This is a genomic window from Saccharothrix sp. 6-C, from assembly GCF_016695385.1.
GTDB lineage: Bacteria > Actinomycetota > Actinomycetes > Mycobacteriales > Pseudonocardiaceae > Actinosynnema > Actinosynnema texasense.
Genome location: NZ_CP064192.1, coordinates 3,811,998 through 3,827,727, shown reverse-complemented (window position 1 = coordinate 3,827,727; position 15,730 = coordinate 3,811,998). Strand labels below are relative to the sequence as shown.

Annotated in this window: 14 protein-coding genes and 1 pseudogene; 7 read left to right on the top strand and 8 right to left on the bottom strand. The window is 73.8% G+C overall.

The window, feature by feature from the left end; genetic code table 11:
- Window positions 1-54 precede the first annotated feature (54 nt).
- Window positions 55-231 (top strand): annotated as a pseudogene (locus IOD16_RS16430) (nuclear transport factor 2 family protein); the annotation flags it as partial.
- Here IOD16_RS16430 and pdxR read toward each other — a convergent pair.
- On the bottom strand, window positions 203-1,591 hold the full coding sequence (pdxR, locus tag IOD16_RS16425; protein WP_201440751.1) for a MocR-like pyridoxine biosynthesis transcription factor PdxR: 1,389 nt from the start codon (window positions 1,589-1,591) through the stop codon (window positions 203-205). The pseudogene IOD16_RS16430 and the gene pdxR overlap by 29 nt on opposite strands.
- A 167-nt stretch (window positions 1,592-1,758) precedes the next feature.
- Between pdxR and IOD16_RS16420 the strand changes: the two genes are divergently transcribed.
- The 3 genes from IOD16_RS16420 to hrpA are packed head-to-tail and all read left to right on the top strand — an operon-like array spanning window position 1,759 to window position 7,302.
- Window positions 1,759-2,517: an isocitrate lyase/PEP mutase family protein gene (locus IOD16_RS16420; protein ID WP_236595028.1), complete on the top strand. Its 759-nt coding sequence runs from the start codon at window positions 1,759-1,761 to the stop codon at window positions 2,515-2,517.
- Between the two features lie 34 nt (window positions 2,518-2,551).
- Complete coding sequence (locus tag IOD16_RS16415) at window positions 2,552-3,343, top strand: thioesterase family protein (RefSeq protein WP_201440750.1); 792 nt, start codon at window positions 2,552-2,554, stop codon at window positions 3,341-3,343.
- A 41-nt stretch (window positions 3,344-3,384) separates the two neighbouring features.
- On the top strand, window positions 3,385-7,302 hold the full coding sequence (hrpA, locus tag IOD16_RS16410; protein ID WP_201440749.1) for an ATP-dependent RNA helicase HrpA: 3,918 nt from the start codon (window positions 3,385-3,387) through the stop codon (window positions 7,300-7,302).
- 33 nt (window positions 7,303-7,335) lie between these two features.
- Here the strand turns inward: hrpA and IOD16_RS16405 are convergent, their stop codons facing one another.
- Together IOD16_RS16405 and IOD16_RS16400 are read right to left on the bottom strand one after the other, a co-directional pair.
- Window positions 7,336-8,022: a hypothetical protein gene (locus tag IOD16_RS16405; protein ID WP_201440748.1), complete on the bottom strand. Its 687-nt coding sequence runs from the start codon at window positions 8,020-8,022 to the stop codon at window positions 7,336-7,338.
- Window positions 8,023-8,110: 88 nt separating this feature from the next.
- Complete coding sequence (locus IOD16_RS16400; protein WP_201440747.1) at window positions 8,111-8,776, bottom strand: TetR/AcrR family transcriptional regulator; 666 nt, start codon at window positions 8,774-8,776, stop codon at window positions 8,111-8,113.
- A 111-nt stretch (window positions 8,777-8,887) separates the two neighbouring features.
- On the opposite strand from IOD16_RS16400, the gene IOD16_RS16395 reads away from it, so the two are divergent.
- Window positions 8,888-9,814 (top strand): SDR family NAD(P)-dependent oxidoreductase, encoded by a 927-nt coding sequence (locus tag IOD16_RS16395; RefSeq protein WP_201440746.1) that lies wholly within the window; start codon window positions 8,888-8,890, stop codon window positions 9,812-9,814.
- A 27-nt stretch (window positions 9,815-9,841) separates the two neighbouring features.
- On the opposite strand, the gene IOD16_RS16390 is transcribed toward IOD16_RS16395, so the two are convergent.
- Window positions 9,842-10,327 (bottom strand): MarR family winged helix-turn-helix transcriptional regulator, encoded by a 486-nt coding sequence (locus IOD16_RS16390; RefSeq protein ID WP_123741545.1) that lies wholly within the window; start codon window positions 10,325-10,327, stop codon window positions 9,842-9,844.
- A 208-nt stretch (window positions 10,328-10,535) separates the two neighbouring features.
- Window positions 10,536-11,024: a MarR family winged helix-turn-helix transcriptional regulator gene (locus IOD16_RS16385; RefSeq protein WP_201440745.1), complete on the bottom strand. Its 489-nt coding sequence runs from the start codon at window positions 11,022-11,024 to the stop codon at window positions 10,536-10,538.
- A gap of 58 nt (window positions 11,025-11,082) precedes the next feature.
- On the opposite strand from IOD16_RS16385, the gene IOD16_RS16380 reads away from it, so the two are divergent.
- The gene (locus tag IOD16_RS16380) at window positions 11,083-11,916 is read left to right on the top strand and encodes an NmrA family NAD(P)-binding protein (protein WP_201440744.1); all 834 of its coding nucleotides are present in this window, start codon (window positions 11,083-11,085) and stop codon (window positions 11,914-11,916) included.
- Window positions 11,913-12,764, top strand: coding sequence for an NAD(P)H-binding protein (locus tag IOD16_RS16375; protein WP_201440743.1), 852 nt, complete (start codon window positions 11,913-11,915; stop codon window positions 12,762-12,764). Before IOD16_RS16380 ends, IOD16_RS16375 begins: the two co-directional genes overlap by 4 nt.
- A gap of 72 nt (window positions 12,765-12,836) precedes the next feature.
- Here the strand turns inward: IOD16_RS16375 and IOD16_RS16370 are convergent, their stop codons facing one another.
- From IOD16_RS16370 to IOD16_RS16360, 3 genes are read right to left on the bottom strand one after another with little or no spacing between them, the layout of a single operon-like run.
- Window positions 12,837-13,487, bottom strand: a complete 651-nt coding sequence (locus IOD16_RS16370; RefSeq protein ID WP_201440742.1) for an FHA domain-containing protein — start codon at window positions 13,485-13,487, stop codon at window positions 12,837-12,839.
- 3 nt (window positions 13,488-13,490) lie between these two features.
- Entirely contained in the window at window positions 13,491-14,771 is a 1,281-nt protein-coding gene (locus IOD16_RS40995) for a vWA domain-containing protein (protein ID WP_201440741.1), read from the bottom strand.
- Window positions 14,761-15,729: a protein phosphatase 2C domain-containing protein gene (locus tag IOD16_RS16360; RefSeq protein ID WP_201440740.1), complete on the bottom strand. Its 969-nt coding sequence runs from the start codon at window positions 15,727-15,729 to the stop codon at window positions 14,761-14,763. Before IOD16_RS16360 ends, IOD16_RS40995 begins: the two co-directional genes overlap by 11 nt.
- Window position 15,730 lies beyond the last annotated feature (1 nt).

Sequence of the window (15,730 nt, the reverse complement as noted above, 5' to 3'; positions counted from 1 at the left end):
CGGTAGGGCGGGCCGCACCTCCACCAGTCCGAGGGTGGCCTCGCGTTCTGCCGCAGCCTCAACCGGATGTCCGCGGTGCCGCGCGGGCGCCACGAGGCGTTCGACCTGTGGTTCCGGTCCACGGTGTGCCTGCGGCGGGTGGACGGCGCGTGGCGCATCGCCCACGAGCACACCTCGACCCCGTTCCACATGGACGGCGACTTCAGCGCGGCGCTGGACCTCCGGCCGTGAGGGTGAGGGTCAGGGCGTCCAGCGCGGCGCGGTAGGCGTGCTCGGCGGGGGTCGCGTACCCGACGACCACGCCTTGCCGCGCCGCGGTGTCGGGGTCGGGGTCGGGGTCGTGCCAGTGCTCGCGCAGCCCCGACACCGCCAGGCCGTGCGCGGCGGCGCGGGCCAGCACCGCCGCCTCGTCGGGGTGCTCCACGAGCGCGTGCAGCCCCGCCGAGACGCCGTGCGCCGGCACGCCCAGGTCGGCCAGCCGGCGCACGAGCAGGTCGCGGCGGCGCCGGTAGCGCAGCCGGCAGCCGCGGACGTGCCGGTCGTAGGCGTGGGTGCCGATCAGGTCGGCCAGGGCCAGCTGGCCGATCACCTCGGTGTGGTGGTCGGCGTGCAGCTTCGCGTCCACCACGGGGTCCACCCAGCGCGGCGGCAGCACCAGCCAGCCCAGCCGCACGCCGGGGCCCAGGGTCTTCGACGCGCTGCCCGCGTACGCCACGTGGTCGGGAGCCGTGCCCTGCACCGCGCCCAGCGGCTGCCGGTCGTAGCGGAACTCGCCGTCGTAGTCGTCCTCCACGAGCAGTCCGCCGGTCTCGCGTGCCCAGGTGGTCAGCGCGTGCCGCCGTGTCGGGTGCAGCGGCACGCCCGTGGGGTACTGGTGCGCGGGCGTCACCACCGCCGCCGCCACGTCGGCGGGGGTCGTCGCGCCCCGTTCGTCCACCGGCAGCGGCACCACCGGGCGTCCGGCCCGGGTCACCACGTCGCGGTGGAAGGGCAGCCCGGGGTCCTCCATCGCCACCGGCCCGTCCAGCACCGACGCCAGCAGCGCCAGGGCCTGCACGTACCCGGAGGTCACCACGATCCGCTCCGGCGAGGCCCGCACACCGCGCGTGCGGCCGAGGTACTGCGCCAACGCCGTGCGCAGCTCCACCCGGCCTCGCGGGTCGCCGTACCCGTGCACGCTCGCCGGGGCCGCGGTCAGCGCCCGGCGCGTCGCGCGCAGCCAGGCCGTCGTCGGGAACGCGGACACGTCGGGGCTGCCGGGTGTCAGGTCGTGCCGCGGCCCCGGCCGGAGCGGCGGGGCGGCCGGGGCGGGCGGTTCGGCGAGGGGGAGCGGCGCGACCTGCGTGCCCGCGCCGCGCCGGGCGGTCAGGTAGCCCTCCGCCACCAGCTGGTCGTAGGCGGCGGCCACCGTGTTGCGGGCCAGCCCGAGCTCGACGGCCAACCTTCGGGTCGCGGGCAGCCGGGCGCCCGGCGTCAACCGCCCGGCCCGGATCGCCTCCCGCAACGCGCGTTCCAACCCGCCGCGCCGCGACGCCGCCGGGTCGAGGTCCAGGTGCAGGTCCACGCCCGCGACGGGCCGCCGGTTCGCCACGGACCGGACCCTAACCACGAGCCGCCGCCACCGGGTCCGGCGGCCGGAGTCGGTGTCCGGGATCGGCGGAACTGGCAGTATTGGCGCGGGTGATCATCGTGGTCACCACGCCGAACAGGGTCGAGGGCCGCCGTGCGGCCGCGGCCCCTGTCGTGACGGGAGTCGACGTGACCAACACCGATGTGACCGAGGCGGCCAAGGCGCTGCGCGCGCTGCACGTGCCGGGCAGCCCGCTGGTGGTGCCCAACGCGTGGGACGTCTCGTCCGCGCGGGTCATCGCCGAGGCGGGCCACCCGGTGGTGGCGACCACCAGCGTCGCCGTGGCCGCCGCCCTGGGGTTCGAGGACGGGCACGACATGCCCGCCGACGTGGCCTTCGACGCCGCGCGCCGCATCGCCGCCGCGGTCGACGTGCCGGTGACCACCGACATCGAGCGCGGCTACGACCTGCCGCCCGCCCGGATCGGCGAGCGGCTGGCGGAGATCGGCGTGGCGGGCTGCAACCTGGAGGACTCCGAGCCCCGCGCCAAGGCCATGGTCGACCTCGCCGAGCAGGTCGACTTCCTGGCCGCCGTGCGCGCCGCCAACCCCGACCTGGTGATCAACGCCCGGATCGACGAGTACCTGCACGGCGGGAAGTCGTTCGACGAGGCCGTGCGCCGCGCCCAGGCCTACTTCGAGGTGGGCGTGGACTGCGTCTTCCCGATCCGGCTGCCCGGCGACCGGGTCGCCGCGTTCGTCGAGGCCGTCGGGCGGCGGCCGGTGAACGTCGGCCACGGGCCGGGCACGCCCACGCCGAACGACCTGGCCCCGCTCGGCGTGGCGCGGGTCAGCTTCGGGCCCGGCCTGCACAACGTGCTGATGGCCAAGCACCTCAAGAAGATGGTCACGGCCATGCTCGACGGCGGCAGCCCCTACGCCGGCTGAGCTACCCGCCGGTAACGCCCATTAGGGTGAGCCCATGCACGAGTGGGACACCGACACGCGGGTGGACGCGACGGGCGACGGGCGGTTCACCGCCCACCTCACCGACCGGTGGGGCAGCGCCGGCGACCGGCCCAACGGCGGCTACCTCGTCGCGTTCTGCCTGCGGGCGCTCGGCGAGGTGCTGCCGCACCCCGACCCGCTCGTCGTCGGCGCGCACTACCTGCGCCCCGGTGTCGTCGGACCGGCCCGGGTGGACACCGAGCTGGTGCGCGCCGGCCGCCGGCTGTCCACCGGTGAAGCACGCCTGAGCTGCGGCGACCGCGAGGTGCTGCGCGTCGTGGCCTCCTACGCCGACCTCGGCGCCGCCACCGGCCCCACCGCCGTCCCCGGGCAGGCGCCCGACCTGCCGCCGCCCGGCGAGTGCGTCGACGTCTACGGCGGCCTGCGCCTGCCCGGCGTCACCGTCGCCGACCGGGTCGACCTGCGCGGCCCCGAACCCCACGGCTGGGCCCGGGGCCGGCCCAGCGGCGCCGCGCGCGCCGAGTTCTGGATCCGCTTCGCCGACGGCCGCCCCGCCGACACCGCGAGCCTGGCCACCCTGGTCGACACCGCCGCGCCCGCCGTCCTGGAGCTCGGCGTGACCGACTCCGCCACCGTCGAGCTCACCGTCCACGTCCGCGCCCGGCCCGCGTCGGACTGGCTCGCCGCCCGCGTCGCCACCCGCCACCTCGCCGACGGCTACCACGAAGAGGACGTCGAACTGTGGGACACGACCGGCCGGTTGGTCGCCCAGTCACGCCAACTCGCCGTGTCCGCCGGCCGATAATCGGCAGCCCCACCGGCCCGCCCTCGATATCCTTGACCCAAATGAACCAGATGTCGCACGCTGACCTGCGCAAACGCCTGTCCGAACTGATGTCGCGGGACCAGCGGAGGCTGGCACGCAGGCTCGAGGGCGCCCGCAAGGTCCGCGACGACGCCGCCCGCGCCGCCGTGCTCGCCGAGATCGAGGCCGAACTGGAGGCCGCCGAGCTGCGCGTCGCCCTGCGCCGCGAAGCCGTGCCGAAGATCACGTACCCGGCCGAGCTGCCCGTCAGCGCCCGCAAGGACGACATCGCCGCGCTCATCCGCGACCACCAGGTCGTGATCGTCGCCGGCGAGACCGGCTCCGGCAAGACCACCCAGCTGCCCAAGATCTGCCTCGAGCTCGGCCGCGGCGTGCTCGGCCAGATCGGGCACACCCAGCCCCGCCGCCTCGCCGCGCGCACCGTCGCCGAACGCGTCGCGCAGGAGCTGGACACCGAGTTGGGCAGCGCGATCGGCTACAAGGTCCGGTTCACCGACCAGTCCGGCGGGGACACCCTGGTCAAGCTCATGACCGACGGCATCCTGCTCGCCGAGATCCAGACCGACCGGATGCTGTCGCGCTACGACACGATCATCATCGACGAGGCCCACGAACGCAGCCTCAACGTCGACTTCCTGCTCGGCTACCTCAAGCAGCTGCTGCCCAAGCGACCCGACCTCAAGGTCGTCATCACCTCCGCGACCATCGACCCCCAGCGGTTCTCCCGGCACTTCGGCGACGCCCCCGTCATCGAGGTCTCCGGCCGCACCTACCCCGTCGAGGTCCGCTACCGCCCGATCGTGGACCCCGAGGACCCCGACGCCGACCCGGACCGCGACCAGACCCAGGCCATCTGCGACGCGGTGCGCGAACTGCAGGCCGAAGGCCCCGGCGACGTGCTGGTGTTCCTGTCCGGCGAACGCGAGATCCGCGACACCGCCGACGCCCTCGCCGCCTTGGAGCTGCGCAACACCGAGGTCCTGCCGCTGTACGCGCGGCTGTCCTTCGGCGAGCAGCACCGCGTGTTCCAGCCGCACACCGCCCGCCGCGTCGTGCTCGCCACCAACGTCGCCGAGACGTCGCTGACCGTGCCCGGCATCAAGTACGTCGTGGACCCGGGCACCGCCCGCATCTCCCGCTACAGCCACCGGCTCAAGGTGCAGCGGCTGCCCATCGAACCCGTCTCGCAGGCGTCGGCCAACCAGCGCAAGGGCCGCTGCGGACGCGTCTCCGAGGGCATCTGCGTCCGCCTCTACAGCGAGGACGACTTCGACGCGCGCCCGGAGTTCACCGACCCGGAGATCCTGCGCACCAACCTCGCCTCGGTCATCCTGCAGATGACCTCCATCGGCCTGGGCGACATCGCCGCGTTCCCGTTCATCGACCCGCCCGAGGCGCGCAACATCGCCGACGGCGTGCAGCTGCTGCAGGAGCTCGGCGCGATCCTGCCCGCCGAGCAGAAGCTCACCCCGCTGGGCCGCAAGCTCGCCCAGCTGCCCGTCGACCCCCGCCTGGCCCGCATGGTCATCGAGGCCGACCGCAACGGGTGCGTCCGCGAGGTCATGGTCATCGCCTCCGCGCTGTCCATCCAGGACCCCCGCGAACGCCCGTCGGACAAGCAGCAGGCCGCCGACGAGTTCCACGCCCGGTTCAAGGACCCCGACTCGGACTTCACCGCGTTCCTCACCCTGTGGGAGCACGTGCGCGACAAGCAGAAGGAGCTGTCGAGCAACCAGTTCCGCAGGCTGTGCCGCGCCGAGTTCCTCAACTACCTGCGCGTGCGGGAGTGGCAGGACATCTACCAGCAGCTGCGGCAGGTCGCGAAGACCCTCGGCGTGCACGTCAACGACCAGCCCGCCGACCCGCGCAACGTGCACCTCTCGCTGCTGTCCGGGCTGCTGTCCCACATCGGCGTCAAGGACGTGCCCAAGCGCAACCCCGGGAAGAACGAGCAGGGCAAGCGCGTCGCCACCGAGTACCTCGGCGCCCGCAACGCGAAGTTCGCGATCTTCCCCGGCTCCTCCCTGTTCCGCAAACCGCCCCAGTGGGTGATGGCCGCCGAACTGGTGGAGACCTCCCGGCTGTGGGGCCGGACCGTGGCGAAGATCGAACCCGAGTGGGCCGAGAAGCTCGCCGGGCACCTGGTCAAGCGCACCTACAGCGAACCGCACTGGGAGGCCAAGCGCGGGTCCGTCGTCGCCCTGGAGAAGGTCACCCTCTACGGCGTGCCCATCGTCGCCTCCCGCAAGGTGGACTACGGGCGCATCGACCCCGAGCTGTCGCGCGAGCTGTTCATCCGCCACGCCCTCGTGCAGGGGGAGTGGACCACCCACCACAAGTTCTTCCAGCACAACCGGGACCTGCTCGCCGAGGTCGAGGAGCTGGAGAACCGGGCCCGCCGCCGCGACATCGTGGTGGACGACGAGACCGTCTACGACTTCTACGACCAGCGCGTGCCCGCCGACGTCGTGTCCGTGCGGCACTTCGACACCTGGTGGAAGAAGACCCGCCACACCGAGCCGGACCTGCTCACCTTCGACAAGGCCATGCTGGTCAACGACCGGGCCGCGGTCACCCCCGACGCCTACCCCGACGAACTGCGCCGCGGCGGCCTCACCCTGCCGCTGACCTACCGGTTCGAACCCGGCACGGCCGTCGACGGCGTCACCGTCACGCTGCCCCTGCCCGCGCTGACCGCCCTGCCCGACGACTCGCTGTCCTGGCAGATCCCCGGGCTGCGCACCGAACTCGTCGTCGCGCTCATCCGGTCGCTGCCCAAACCGGTGCGCCGCAACTTCGTGCCCGTGCCCGACGTGGCCGCCGCCGCCCTGTCCGGCATCGACCCCGACGAACCCCTCCTGCCCGCCCTGGAACGACAGCTGCGCACCCTCACCGGCGTCGTCGTGCCTCGCGAGCAGTGGCAGCTCGACCAGGTGCCCGAACACCTCAAGCTCACCTTCGAGATCGTCGACGAGGACGACCGCCGGCTCGCCCGCGGCAAGGACCTCGCCGCGCTCAAGGCCCAACTGCGGGGACAGCTGCGCGCGACCCTCGCCGCCGCCGCGAGCAACCTCGCCCGCACCGGCCTGACCACCTGGGACATCGGCGACCTGCCGCGCACCGTGCAGCGGCAGCGGTCCGGCATCGTGGTCACCGCCTACCCCGCCCTGGTCGACAAGGGCGACACCGTCGCGGTGGAGATCCTCGACACCCCCGGACGCCAGCGGCAGGCCATGTGGCGCGGCACCCGCCGGCTGCTGCTGCTCACCACCCCGTCACCGGTCAAGTCGCTGCAACGCGGTCTCACCAACGCCGAGAAGCTCGCGTTGACCCGCAACCCCCACGGCGGCGTGGCCCCGCTGCTGGCCGACTGCATCTCCGCCGCGGTCGACAAGCTCCTGCGCGACGCGGGCGGACCGGTGTGGACCCAGGCCGCGTTCGCCCGGCTCACCGACCACGTCCGCCGCGGCCTGGGCGAGACCACGTTCGACGTCGTGCACAAGGTCCGCCGCGTCCTGGAAGCCGCCCAGGACGTCGAACTGCGCCTCAACGGCGTGCGCGGCCCCGTGTTCGACGAGTCCGTGGCCGACGTCCGCGCCCAGTTCACCGGCCTGGTGCACCAGGGGTTCGTCACCGAGGCCGGCGCCGACCGGCTCGCCGACGTGCACCGCTACCTGCAGGGCATCGCCCGCCGCCTGGAGAAGCTGCCCGAGAACGTCCGCCGCGACCAGGAGTGGATGGACCGCGTGCACGCCGTGCACGCCGAGTACCGCGAACTGCGCGCCGCCCTGCCCGCCGACGAACCGCACGAGGAGCTCGACGAGGTGCGGTGGATGATCGAGGAACTGCGGCTGAGCTACTTCGCCCAGACCATCGGCACCCGCTACACCGTCTCCGACAAGCGCATCTTCAAAGCCCTCGACGCCGTGCCCCGCTAGCCCGTCGCCAGTCCTCCGACCCCCGACCCGCCTTCAGCCCGACACCGAGTTCCACCCGAACCCGCACATCGCGAACCCGTACCGGGTCGCGCCGTTCACGAACGCCGCCGTCGCCGCCCGGTACCGCTCCAACTCCGCGTCGAACGTCGCGGAGTTCCTCGCCAGCAGCGCGTTGGCCATGTAGTTCCAGTACGCGCTCGCGTGGTTGAAGTCGTTCCACAGCTGCTGGATGCGGGCGTAGTTGCCCGCGTCGCGCGGCTCGACGACCACCGACCTCCAGTCCTGCAGCATCCGGTTGCGCGACTCCAGCACCGACATCATGTAGCCGTAGTCCAGCGTCGCCACCCGGGCGGGCCGGTTCCCGATCGCCGGCGCGCACGCCGCGTCGGCCTGCCTGATGTAGGCCTGGCGCAGCTCCTCCGGGGACGGCGTCTCGGTGGTCGTGGTCGTCTCCTCGGTGGTCGTCTCCTCGGTCGTTTCCTCCGTGGTGGGGTCGACGACCTCCGACAGCTCCGGCTCGGCCGCCGCCGGGATCGGCAGCCGCGTCGGCTGGGCCGGGGCGGTGGTCGTGGTGTCCGCGAACGGGATGGCCTTCTTGATGTCGTCGTCCCACCCCAGGAACACGGCGATCGCGATCAGCGACGACACGGCCGAGATCACCGTCCCGTACAGCTTGACCTTCTCGGGCCCGTCCTTCGACCCGCTACCGTCCTCCGCCACGCTCCGCCCTCCGGAATCGCCCGACTACCCTGTGTACACCACCGGGAGCCCCGGCGCGGCCGGGTAGGGGGAAACGGCGCGACGCGGGTCAGTCGCGGGGGAGCACGCCCAGGAGGGTCGCGGTCAGGGCCAGCTTCAAGGAGGGCTCCAGCCCCAGGTGGAAGCGGGCCAGGTCGGGCTCGGCCTCGTAGGCCGCCCGCAGGCTGGGCGGGGGCGTGCTGTACGCCGACAACGCGCCGGCCGTGACCACGGTCTGCAGGCTGAACAGTGCCGCGTTCTCACCCAGCTCCGGCAGGTACCTCCGGATCAGGGCGGCCATGGTCGTCAGGTGGTCCAGGGAAGCACGCTTGTAGCGCGCTACGACCTCGACGGACACGTTGTGCTCCAACACGCTGCCCTGCGCGCCGAAGAGGTCGCACAGCACCACCCGACCGGAGAGCGAGCGGCTGAGGACCGCGGCCACCGCCTCGGCCCGCCCGGCCATGGGCAGGTCCTCGTCGACGCCGGCGGCCAACTCGCCCGCCAGGTCCGTCAGCCACCCCCGCAGGAGGTGGTCCAGCAGCTCCAGCAGCACCGCCTCGCGCGACTCGAAGTAGCGCAGCACGTTCGGCTTCGCCAGGCCCACCCGGCGGCTGAGCTCGTTGAGGGTGACCGCGGCCACGGGCATCTCGTCGAGCATCGCCGACGCCACGTCGAGGATCGCCCGCCGGCGGATCTCCCGCTGCTCTTCGGTGCGCGCCCGCTGGAAAGTCACGACCGGGAGCCTAACTTGAGTACCGCCGGTACGTTGACAACGTACCGGAAGTACTTTAGCGTCGTCACTACAAGATACCTTCGGTACTTTACCTGGGCGAGGAGCCTGATCATGAGCGGGAAGTGGACGACAGCGGACATTCCGGACCAGCGCGGACGGGTGGCCGTGGTGACCGGGGCCAACACCGGACTGGGGTACGAGACCGCGAAGGCGCTCGCCGAGCGCGGGGCCTCCGTGGTCCTCGCCGTGCGCGACACCGACAAGGGCGAACGCGCCGCGGCCGGCATGGCCGGCGACGTCACCGTGCAGGCGCTCGACCTGACCTCGCTCGACTCCGTCCGGACCGCGGCGGAGGCCCTGCGGTCCCGGCTCGACCGGATCGACCTGCTGATCAACAACGCCGGGGTGATGTACACCCCGAAGCAGACCACCCGCGACGGCTTCGAGACCCAGTTCGGCACCAACCACCTGGGCCACTTCGCGCTCACCGGGCTGCTGCTGGACCGGATGCTGCCGGTGCCCGGCTCGCGCGTGGTGACGGTCAGCAGCACCGGCCACCGCATCCGGGCCGCGATCCACTTCGACGACCTGCAGTGGGAGCGGTCCTACAGCCGGGTCGCCGCCTACGGCCAGTCCAAGCTCGCCAACCTGATGTTCACCTACGAGCTCCAGCGCCGGCTCGCCGCGCACGGCACCACCGTCGCGGTCGCCGCGCACCCCGGCGTGTCGAGCACCGAGCTCGCCCGCAACACCCCCGCGGCCCTGCGGCTCCCGCTCACCAGGATCGCGCCGCTGATCACCCAGACGCCGGCGATGGGCGCGCTGCCGACCCTGCGCGCCGCCACCGACCCCGCCGTGCTCGGCGGCCAGTACTACGGCCCCGGCGGGCTCAACGAGATCAGGGGCCACCCCCGGCCGGTCGTCTCCAGCCCGCGGTCCTACGAGGTCGCCGTCCAGCAGCGGCTGTGGGCCGTCTCCGAGGACCTCACCGGGGTGCGGTTCCCCGCCGTCCGGTCCGGGTCGGCCGTCACGAGGTAGCCCGCGCGGGTCGGGCCGGGGGCGGCGCTACTCGCACCGCTCCAGCAACGCCCGCAACGCGTCGGCGACCACCGCCCGGGTGTCGTCGTCCAACGGCTCCAGCAGCCGCGCGTACTGCCGCATGTGCTCGGCCAGCATCCCGTCCACCAGCTCGCCGCCCCGGTCGGTCAGCTTGATCCGCACCAGCCGCCGGTCCGTGGCGTCGGGCACCCGCTCCACCAGGCCCTTGGCCTCCATCCGGTCGATCCGGTTGGTGATCGCGCCCGCCGTGACCAGCGACGCGGACAGGAACGCGCCCGCCGTCATGCCCTGCGCCGACCCCGCCCGCCGCAACGTGGTCAGCACGTCGAACTCGCCCGGCTCCAGCTCGAACCGGCCCACGAACTCCCGCAGCTCGCGTTCCAGCAGCCGCGCCAGCCGCGTGACCCGCGCCAGCACCGCCATCGGCGAGGTGTCCACGTCCGGGCGCTGCACCGACCACTGCGCCAGGACCAGGTCGACCGCGTCCGCCATCACCCCTCCTGACGCACCGGCGCCGCCGCGTCGCACGACCCGTCGCCCGTGCCACCCGACGCCGCACCGGCGGCGGGCCCCCCTTTGATCCGCACGACCCCCACCGTATTCGTGATCGACAACGCGCGCGGGCGTCCGGGCGAAAACCCGCGCGACGGAGCACCGGCCCCCACCCGCACGGCCCAGTCGCGGACTCCGGACGCCCCGCCTACCCCTCCGCCAACTCGTCGGTCGCCGTTCGCCCCAATGCCGTGGTCCGCCGCAGGAAGTCGGCCAGCAACGCCAGCTCCGCCTCGTCGTAGCCCGCGAACAGGTCGTCCATCGAGGCGTTCATCCGCGAGTAGAGCGCGAACAGCTCCGGGTTGCGCTCCTTGACCGCGCGCACCGCCACCGCCCGCCGGTCCGCCGCGTCCGGGTCGCGTTCCCGGGTGATCCACCCCGCCCGCTGCAACCGGTCGAGGATCCCGGTCAGCGTCGCCGGGTGCAGCCCCGCCCGCCGCGCCAGCTCGCCCGGCGTCACCGGCCCGTGCCGCTGCACCAGCTCCAGGCAGTCCAGGTCGACGTCCTTGAGCTCCAGCCGCCGGGAGACCTGGTGGTTGAGCAGCGACAACTGGTTGCGCAGCTCCCTCAGCGACTCCTTGATCGCCGTGACGGTCCGCCGTCGGTCACGCGCATCCCCAGAACTTATGGAACTCATATGTTATGGTCTCCGTATCGTATCTGTTCCGCACGAAGTCTATCCGGGGGAACCGTCCATGACCGTCCTCGTCACCGGGGCGACCGGCCTCGTCGGCCGCCACCTCGTCGGACTGCTGAACGGGCCCGTGCTCGCCGTCAGCCGCGACTCGCGGGCCCGCACCGGCCCGGACCACGTCACCTCCGTCGACGACGACCCCGCCCGCCTGGCGGGCGTCACCGCCCTGTTCGTCCACCCGCGCGCCGTCGCCGACCCGGTCGCCCTCGTCGCCCGCGCCCGGGCCGCCGGCGTCGGCAAGGTCGTCGCGCTGTCCGCCCTCAACGTGGACGACGACCCCGCCGACCAGCCCTCCCGCCACCGCGGCGACCGCAACGCCGAAGCCGAGGCCGCCGTCGCCGGCAGCGGCCTGCCGTGGGTCAGCGTCCGCGCCGGGTCGTTCGCCACCAACACCGCGACCGCTTGGGCCCACCAGATCCGGGCGGGCGACGTCGTGCGCGGCCCCCACGCCGACTTCGCCGAGGCGCCGCTGGACGAACGCGACCTCGCCGAGGTCATCGCCCACGCCCTGACCACCGACACCCTCGACGGCCGCCGCGTCGAGGTCACCGGACCCGACTCCCACACCCACGCCGAACTCGTCGCGATCATCGGCGGCGTCCTCGGCCGCCCGCTGCGCCACCAGGAGGTCCCGCCCGCGCAGGCCGCCGACGGCATGGTCCGCGCCGGCCTGCCGCCCGCGTTCGTCCACGCCCTGATGGCCCGCTACGCCAGGGGAGCGGGCCTGCCCGCCACCGTCACCGGCGAGGTCGCCCGCATCCTGCGCCGCCCCGCCCGCACCTTCCCCGAGTGGGTCGCCGACCACACCCGCCTGTTCACCGGAGAGACCGCATGACCATCCTCGTCACCGGCGCGACCGGCACCGTCGGCCGCCACCTCGTCGCCCACCTGCTCGCCGCCGGGCACGAGGTCCGCGCGCTGAGCCGCCACCCCGAGACCGCCGGCCTGCCCGACGACGTCGAGGTCGTGCGCGGCGACACCACCGACGTCGACAGCCTCGCCGCCGCGTTCGCCGGCGCCACCGCCGCCCATTTGATCAACTTCGGGCACGGCTACCGGCCCCTGGACAACGGCGACCAGGTCGCCGTCGCCGCACGGCGCGCCGGCGTCGGCCGCGTCACCCTGCTGGGCGGCTGGACCGAGGGCACCCTCGAACCCGCCGTCCGCGCGAGCGGCCTGGCGTGGACCCAGCTGCGCCCGCTGGAGTTCATGGCCAACACCCTGGCCGACTGGGGGCCGCCGCTGCGCGCCCACGGCGTGATCCGCGAACCGCACGGCGACCGGCGCAGCGCGCTCGTCCACGAAGCCGACATCGCCGCCGTCGCCGCCACCGCCCTGACCACCGACGGCCACGCCGGGCGCACCTACACCCTCACCGGCCCCGAAGCGCTCACCCCGCGCGACAAGGTGCGCCACCTCGCCACCGCCACCGGCCGCGACCTGCGCTTCGAGGAACTCACCCCGGACCGGGCCCGCGCCCTGTGGACCGCCGAACCGCCGGCGCTGCAGCTCTACCGCGTCGCACCCGGCGGACCGGCGGAGAAGGCCGACTTCGTCCTCGGCCTCTACGCGAACGTCCCCGCCACCGGCTCCACCGTCACCGACGCGGTCGAACAGGTCACCGGCCGCCCCGCCCGCACCTTCGCCCACTGGGCCGCCGACCACGCCGACGCGTTCCGGTAATGAGCCCCCCACCCCCGCCGCTGTCGACGCACGGGGTGGAGAACACCACGTCGAGACCCGCGCACGCTCGCGCTAGGTCTGCCCGCCGATCGAGCGGTGCAGGGTGAGGGTGGTCCACGCGCCCACGTGGACCCGGTCGCCCGGCTCCAACGGGTGCGGTTCGTGCGGCGGCAGCGGGGTGTCGGCCCCGTTGACCGTGGTCCCGTTCGTCGAGCCCAGGTCCACCACCGCCCACCCGTCACCCGACGCCACCAGCACCGCGTGGTGGTGCGAGACGCCCGGGTCCTCCGGCGGGCCCACCAGGTCGATCCCCGGGAAGATGCCCCGCGACCGGCTCCGCCGCCCGATCGACACCTGCGGCCCCGACAGCCCGAACCGGCGCGGCGGGCAGAACCGCGGGAACGCCACCACGCCCGCGTCCGGCCCGCCCGCCGCCACCACCCGCTCGAAGTAGGCCCGGTCCGCCTCCACCGCCACGTGCCACGACACCGGCCGGGCCACCACCGGCCGCGACGCCACCGGGCCCAACGAGTCCTGCCCGCACTCCTCGCAGAACCGACCCACCCGCACCGCGCCGCACGCCGCGCACGTCTCCTCCACGACCACCGCCGACGACGACGAAGAAGCCGGGGACGACGGCAAGGCCCCGGACGGCATCGGCGTGCCGCACACGTCGCAGTAGTCGTCGGTCGCCGAGTCGTGCCCGGTCGGGCAGGTCGCCATCGCCTAACCCCGCCCGACCCGCTTGGTCACCGTCGAACGGCTGTCCAGCGTCATCTCGTCCTCGTCGGCCACCTGCGGCCGCAGCTTCACCGTCCCCGTCCCCGGGTCCTGCACCTGCACCACCTTCGCCAGCAGCTTCGCCGTGTCGGTGTTGCCCGACTCGTGCGCCAGCCGCACCGCCCGGCCCAGCCTCGCCGTCGCCCGACCCACGTCACCGGCCTTGCGCGCCTCCAGACCGTCCTGGATCGCCTCCGCCAGCTCCGCCTGCCCCGTGTAGTGGGCGACCTCGGCGCTGATCCGCGTCGACAACGCCGAGTCCTCCGTCCACACCGCCATCACCCGGCCCTGCCCCAGCACGTCACCCGACGGACCCACCAGGCTCACCCGCGACGCCAGCATCCGGTCGCGCAGCCCGGCCGGCCGCACCCGCACCCGCAGGTGGTAGTCACGGCTCTCCGCGCCACCCCACGCCCCGGTCGGGTAGTCGCCCGTGCGCGGCCCCGACTCCACCCGCCGCCCCGTCAGGTCCCGCAACCCCGGCGCCACCTGCTTGACCGACACCACGCGCGCGCCCTCCGGCGTCCACAACCTCAGCGACACGTCCGCCAGCGCCTTGCCCATCGCGGTCGCCGCCATGGACCGGAAGTCCTCGGCCAACCTGTCCGGGTCGGCCACGATGTCCACCGTCCCCAGCATCGCCTCGGCGATCCGGCGCAGCTCCGCCACCTGCCAGTCCGTGCCCACCCCGCGGCAGTCGCACGTGAAGCGGCCCGCCACCTCGTCGAGCACCTTCGTCAACTGGCGCGGCGACTCGTGCTGGTTCTCGCCGTCGGTCACCAGGATCGCGTGCCTCGGCCCGCCCTCGAACCCGGCGAGCAGGTCGTCGGCCAACGCCAGCCACCGGCCCATCGCCGTGCCGCCGTCCGCGCGCAGCATCCGCACGGCCTGCTTCGCCGCGGCCCGCGACCGCGAGTCCGACACCGCCAGCTTCCGCGACCTGGGGTAGACCACGCGCGCCGTGTCCGTGCCCGCCACCACCGCGAACGACACCCCGTCGCGCAACACGTCGACCGCCGCCACCGCGGCCTGCTTCGCCGCGGCCAGCTTCGACGGCGGGTAGGCCATCGACGCCGACGTGTCCACGATGACCACCTCGGCCGCGTCGGTGGACACCACCTCCGCCGGCGGGCCCGTCGCGGTCACCGTGACGATCGCGTCGACGTCCGCCGCGCCCTCGGGCAGGTACTCGTTCTGGAACACCTCGACCGCGAAATCAAGCGCCATGCCCACCCCGCAACTGGACGACGACCACCGTGATGTTGTCGTGCCCGCCCGCCTTCAGCGCGACCTCCACCAGCTCCCGCGCCACCTCGACCGGCGGCACGCCGCGCGGCAGCACCGCCAGCAGGTCCTCCGGCTCCGGCACGTAGTTCCACAAGCCGTCGCTGCACAGCACCAGCAGCCCCGGCGTCTCCACCTTGATCGTCACCGTCTGCGGCGCCTCGACGCCGGAGTCCGCGCCCAACCACCGCGACAGCACGTGCGCCCGCCGGTCGGTCAACGCCTCCTCCTCGGTCAGCACGCCCTCCGCGACCAGCTGCGCCGCCCACGTGTCGTCCGTGGTCAACCGCGCCGCGCCCGCCTCGGCCACCAGGTAGGCGCGGCTGTCGCCGACCCAGCCCACCGTCGCCGAGTCGTCGGTCACCACCGCCGACACGAACGTGCAGGACGGCGCCACCTCCGCCGCCTCCGGCCGCGCCAACCGGCCCACCGCCTCGTTGGCCGCCACCACCGAGTCCGTCGTCGACGACTCGGCGTCCATGCCCGCCTGCAACCCGGTCAACAGGACGTCCGCCGCCGTGTCCACGGCCGTCTGCGACGCCTGCTCGGCCCGCTCCGAGGACGCCACCCCGTCGCACACCACCACCGCGACCCCGCGCCCGCGCACCCGGCCGAACGCCATCGAGTCCTCGTTGCGCCGCCGCCGCTTGCCCCGGTCGCTCACCCCGGCCACCCCGGGCAGCACGAACTCCACCCGGTCCCGCGCCGAGGGCCGCGCCCGGCCGCACTGCTCGCAGAACCCGTCCGCGTCGAACTCCTCGCCGCCGCACGCGCACATCGGCGGCCACTGCGACCCCGGACCACCCACCGGTGTCCGCTGCACCCGCAGGTTGCGCCCGCACGCCTCGCAGAAGCGGTCCTGCGCCGCCACCGGCGACGAACACCCGGGACAGGATTCCATG

Coding starts and splice junctions, on each gene's coding strand:
- IOD16_RS16415 (WP_201440750.1), top strand. CDS start 2,552: ATGCACGAGTGGGACACCGACACGCGGGTGGACGCGACGGGCGACGGG.
- hrpA (WP_201440749.1), top strand. CDS start 3,385: ATGAACCAGATGTCGCACGCTGACCTGCGCAAACGCCTGTCCGAACTG.
- IOD16_RS16395 (WP_201440746.1), top strand. CDS start 8,888: ATGAGCGGGAAGTGGACGACAGCGGACATTCCGGACCAGCGCGGACGG.
- IOD16_RS16390 (WP_123741545.1), bottom strand. CDS start 10,327: ATGGCGGACGCGGTCGACCTGGTCCTGGCGCAGTGGTCGGTGCAGCGC.
- IOD16_RS16385 (WP_201440745.1), bottom strand. CDS start 11,024: ATGAGTTCCATAAGTTCTGGGGATGCGCGTGACCGACGGCGGACCGTC.
- IOD16_RS16380 (WP_201440744.1), top strand. CDS start 11,083: ATGACCGTCCTCGTCACCGGGGCGACCGGCCTCGTCGGCCGCCACCTC.
- IOD16_RS16375 (WP_201440743.1), top strand. CDS start 11,913: ATGACCATCCTCGTCACCGGCGCGACCGGCACCGTCGGCCGCCACCTC.
- IOD16_RS16370 (WP_201440742.1), bottom strand. CDS start 13,487: ATGGCGACCTGCCCGACCGGGCACGACTCGGCGACCGACGACTACTGC.
- IOD16_RS40995 (WP_201440741.1), bottom strand. CDS start 14,771: ATGGCGCTTGATTTCGCGGTCGAGGTGTTCCAGAACGAGTACCTGCCC.
- IOD16_RS16360 (WP_201440740.1), bottom strand. CDS start 15,729: ATGGAATCCTGTCCCGGGTGTTCGTCGCCGGTGGCGGCGCAGGACCGC.